Genomic DNA, 5,087 nt, shown 5'->3' on the forward strand with positions numbered 1-5,087 from the left:
GCCAAGCAACCTTAAGACGAGTCAGAATGACTCGTCTTTTTTGTGTTTAATGAAATAAGCTTGTAATTAATGGCTCAAGAAATCCATTGATAACAAGCTTATTTGTTTAAAGATAAATGTATTTATATAGCATGGACTTCCGGTAAAATCGTTATTTATCATAGCTTCACTTTGTTTTTTACATCGATAAGCTTAAAACGTTCGCAAACGAGCAGCATATCTTCAGAAAAACTAAGACCAAGCTCGCTTAGTTCCTTTGTGAAAAACTGAATATGGGTATCTCTCCAGTAACTATAGGTACGATCACCTTCGCCTTCAGCGATAGCGAATTCTTCAGTCACTTCATTCATTGGCATTATAGTTACTTCTATTGTCTTAATAATAGCTACAGGTTCATCCTGACTATTAAGTACAATACTATAATCGTTAGTTGTTGGTAGTGGTTCATTTTCTAATTCATAAAAAATATGGCCGGAGCAGGTTGCGGTTTTTATGCCATCAATTACTAATTGGGCGAGGTAATCAGGAGAATCACCGAATTGCCAAGCAGTAACAGATTTTGGTTTTTCATTCTGCCCCCAATAAGTATCCCAATATGTTTGTGCTAATGGATTCATTTGTATTATTACCTCACTTTAGTTAAATTTAATTCCTTTTATCTTGCTATTTTAGGGGAATGATACTTCCAATTTAAGCTTCAGTAGAAAAAAAGAGGCTAGGTGGAAGATGAAGTATCCTCGCTAATTATTAAAAAATTACTTTATAGGTCCCACGTGTAATTTGTTTATTTGTAAGTACTTTGTATTCATTTAAAATCTGTATTGTTGTTTTACGAATCAATAAAGGTAATACGCTGAATGAATATGGTTTGTAAACACGTTTTGTCCACTTATATCCGTCTTTCACCTATACCCCCATATTAATAGACGGGATATTTAATTTCCGAATTGTTTCGTATGGTAATAGGTATAAATGATCCCATTCAGGGGAGTTTTCTAATAATAGTTTTAACCCTTCGTCGATTTCGTGAATAGACAAGGAGCTACCATCTGCTAAATATAGAAACAGGAATAAGTTTTCCGGCAGTGCCTGTATAAATATAGCGCTGGTTATCTTCATCATATAAAGGTGTTAAAAAATCATTATTAATAGCCAAATGATACTGTAATTATTTGTATATAGGCCATAGAATAAACCTCCTTAAATCTTATAATTAGGCGCCTTTTATAGAGAAGTTAAGTACGAGTGAAAAACAATAACTACTTAAAATATAAAGAAGAAGTGATATATTACAAAACAAAGAACATTTGTTCCGGGTGAGTGTGAGGGGTACAATTAATCAATTGAGTTGCGTGTTTTTAAACCAGTATAGGTGTTTAACGAAGAAATACTATTACTAGGTTCGGACTTCAAGTATAGCTTGTAACTTTATATATTAATGGATTGTTTGAAGAATATTCGGATTATTAATGTTGGTTTATTACCACTATGCCATATTGAAGTGAGTAATACTAGAGGTGAAATAGATAAAAAACCGATATTCCAATTTGAATATCGGTTTAATAATATGTGACTCATATGAATCTATAGCAATACGAAAAGCGTAAATAAGATAGCCAACAAAATACGATAGTATGCAAAAGGTTTTAAACCTATATTTTCTAAAAGCTTAAGAAAAGTTACTACTGCTAGCATTGCTACAATAAAAGAAGTAAGGAAGCCTACTGCAAACATAGGGATATCATTTACACTTAGATACTTCCAGCTTTTTAATAAGTCTAAGCCTGTAGCTCCAACCATTACAGGAAGAGCAATGAGAAAAGAGAACTCAGATGCAGTCTTATAATTTACTTTCGCTAATAGACCTCCAGAAATAGTATATCCAGCCCTAGAGAAGCCAGGATATACTGCTAAGCATTGAAATAATCCAATTGTTAATGCTTGACGGTATGTTAAATCATCCAGTGAAAAGGCGGTTACCTCTGCCTTTTTTACTTCTGCAAAGATCATAAGAGTTGCTCCTGCTACAAGTCCAATCACGACAGTATATGGCTGAAATAAGTATGTTTTAATAACATCATGTAGTAGTAACCAGCAACTACTGCCGGAAATACATGGAATGCGTTGAATTTTTTCTCTTTCCGCAGAAGAGGTTTAAGATTACATAAAGAAACAAGGCGTTTATAGTATAAAATCGCAATAGCTAAAATTGCTCCTAACTATATAACGATTTCAAACGTCTTTGCTCTTTCTCCTTCAAAGCCTAATAAATGTCCGACTAATATAAGGTGGCCAGTAGAAGAGATAGGTAAAAATTCAGCTAATCCCTCTACAATACCGAGTATGAAGGCAATGATGATATCGCTCATAGTTTCACTCCTATAAATTAATGAATATCTACTCTCTTAAAATAGAATAGTGTTGCAATAAATCCGAAAATTGCTGTTGCTGCAATGATGATATAAGAATACTCTGCTGGATATGTGGGTTGTAATTCGTTATTTGCGATATCTAGAGTAGCGGTCCACGGAAATAGATCTTTATGTTTAGAGTTCACGAGCATAAGGTTAGTCATTGTAATAATGACTGTTAATATAATAGGTGGTACATAGGTCTTCATTGCAACGGTTAATAGTACAATAGGTGAAGACAAAAGAAAGAGAAGTCCACCACATATTAGAAATTTCACAAGGGAGCCTAAAAGTAAGGCAGTGCTAAATCCAGGGAAGCTACCTATTAACCCTAATAATAAAGTTAGCGCCCAAGCGACTAAAGTTAGCATCATGATCCAAAGGAATAGAAGGATGAACTTACTTACAATAAAGCTAATACGTGATACTGGGATAGTTAGCAAATTTTTTAATGTATCTTCCGTGTATTCACGGGTGAATAGATAAGCAATCACAACCCCATATAAGGGGAATCCGATAACTAAAGTAGTATATAAGTTAACTTCAGTGAAATAATTGATGGAATAAAATAGTTGGAGTAGGTTGTTTTGTCTTTATGTGTATATAAGACGCTACAACCACTAAAAAGGGTGCGACACCAGCCCCAATAATACTAAGCAAAAACATATTAGAACGTTTTAGTTTTAATAGTTCTGTATAGAGTAGATTAACCAATTGTTCCACCCCCAACTAGTTTGGTGAAATAATCTTCTAATCTTTCTTCGCTCATCATCATTTTTAATACTTCAACATCGTCAAGAACGAACGTTCTGTTAATGTATCCTTGCTGTCCGAAATGAGAGTAAATGCGAATATGCCCTTCATCATGTACTTCATAATCAAAAATTTGAAAATGATTTTCTAATAGCATCGCAGCTTTATTATCATTATTTACTTGGAATTCTATGTACTTACGATTGGCTTTACGCAGTGTATCAAGAGAAACTTCTTCTAATAACCTTCCTTCATGAATAATTCCCATACGATCGACTAGTTGTTCCACCTCAGCTAATATATGACTAGAAATGAGTATCGTTATATTTCTTTCTTGAGCTAAAGATTTAATGAGTTTTCGCATTTCTTTAATACCGATTGGATCTAGTCCGTTAGTTGGTTCATCTAGTATGAGTAGTTCAGGATAATGGAGAAGAGCACGTGCAATTCCTAAGCGTTGCTTCATTCCTAAAGAGTATTTTCCTATTAGTTTTTTGTTTCGTGATGCAAGCCTACAATTTCTAATGTTTCTTCAATTGCATTCCTTTTGTAAACTCCAATTATCTTGGCATTAATTAATAAGTTCTCTCTTGCAGTTAAGTTTTCATAAAACCCAGGAACTTCAACGATAGAACCAATTCTTCTTAAAATGTCTTTTTGATTCCGAAGTAAATCCCCACCGAATATTTCTATATTTCCACTTGTAGGTTTTATAAGACTAAGCAGCATAGGGATTGTAGTTGTTTTACCAGCACCGTTACGCCCTATGAATCCATAAATCTCTCCTTGCTGTACATTCATATATTTTCCCAGTTTTTCCGTAGTGGATAGCATTTTTAATTAGATTACCTATAATTCGTATAAGGCTAAGGTGATCTGCAATGATAGGAGAAGTAGCTTCTGGTATGAGAACTTGTAGTTCAATGTTAAGTTTTGATAGCTTGGCCATATTAAAAATTTCATCGACTAGATGTTTTAAGTCATTCGATTTCTTATAAAGTATTTCAAGATATTCTTGCTTTTCTACTTCAGAAGCAGCGACATCATTTTTTAAAGAATTAATATATCCAATAATAGAAGTGAGTGGTGTTCGGATATCATGTGAAATATTAGATGAAATTTGTTTTCTAGCTTTTTGGATTTCCTCGCTTCGATCTGACCCTGTTCTAATTCAGCGATTAATTCGTTTATTGAAAGCACAATCCCATCTACTTTCGGCATCATAAGATCTAATATAAGGAGGTTATAGTTGTTTTGATTAAATAAGCGCAGACGCAGTATCTACTATGTATAACTCTCATTCTAAATATCTTTTTAATAAACCTCGGATTTCTTTATCATCGTCTGGTATAAGAATACATATATCTTTCGTATCGTTACCTGATTCAAATAGAATGGTTATTGATAGTACAATTTGATAAACAAAGGGGAATCGGGAGCAGTAATGAAAAATAAAGCAACTTTCTACTTATATACTATTAATCATTAAAATAAAGTTGCCAGTTTAGCTGAAAAGAATCAATCGTATAAGTTCGGCAAGATGGGGAGCGCGTCCTATGTAATAGAGAAGTGTCTAAATTGAATAGTATGTAGAAGAATAGATTAGTAAAGAAAAGTAGACGATGGTTTCTAGTTTTATGAAATCTTTATAGGTCCTTATCTAGAGTTAAAAGAGTACGAAGGTATTAAATTAAATATCTTTATAAAAAGGTATTGACGATTACCATATAGAGGTGTAATATAGAACAAGTCGCCGATAGCAACAACGCAGAAAGCGACAAACGAAATAAAAAACTTAGTTGACATTACAAATTGGAAATGTTAACATAAGGGAGTCGCAAATGAGCGACAGACAAGTTCTTTGAAAACTGAACGAAACAAACAACGTGAACGTCAATTTTTATTTTTAGATGCTAGACAAAC

The 5,087-nt window shown here is 33.4% G+C and carries 2 protein-coding genes and 4 pseudogenes; all 6 read right to left on the reverse strand.

What is annotated here, in order from left to right; translation table 11 throughout:
• Window positions 1-158: 158 nt before the first annotated feature.
• Window positions 159-617 (reverse strand): ASCH domain-containing protein, encoded by a 459-nt coding sequence (locus BAU27_RS07935; RefSeq protein WP_071770581.1) that lies wholly within the window; start codon window positions 615-617, stop codon window positions 159-161.
• Window positions 618-747: 130 nt separating this feature from the next.
• Window positions 748-906 (reverse strand): hypothetical protein, encoded by a 159-nt coding sequence (locus BAU27_RS32255; protein ID WP_175546527.1) that lies wholly within the window; start codon window positions 904-906, stop codon window positions 748-750.
• A 678-nt stretch (window positions 907-1,584) separates the two neighbouring features.
• A pseudogene (gene bacA / locus BAU27_RS31695) lies at window positions 1,585-2,369 on the reverse strand (undecaprenyl-diphosphate phosphatase).
• Between the two features lie 17 nt (window positions 2,370-2,386).
• A pseudogene (locus BAU27_RS07955) lies at window positions 2,387-3,125 on the reverse strand (ABC transporter permease).
• Window positions 3,118-3,965: pseudogene (locus BAU27_RS33330) on the reverse strand (ABC transporter ATP-binding protein); the annotation flags it as partial. The pseudogenes BAU27_RS07955 and BAU27_RS33330, both read right to left, overlap by 8 nt.
• 1 nt (window position 3,966) lies before the next feature.
• Window positions 3,967-4,442 (reverse strand): annotated as a pseudogene (locus BAU27_RS07965) (sensor histidine kinase); the annotation flags it as partial.
• Window positions 4,443-5,087 lie beyond the last annotated feature (645 nt).

This window comes from Bacillus sp. NH11B, assembly GCF_001884205.1.
GTDB classification, from domain to species: Bacteria; Bacillota; Bacilli; order Bacillales; family Bacillaceae_G; genus Bacillus_A; species Bacillus_A proteolyticus.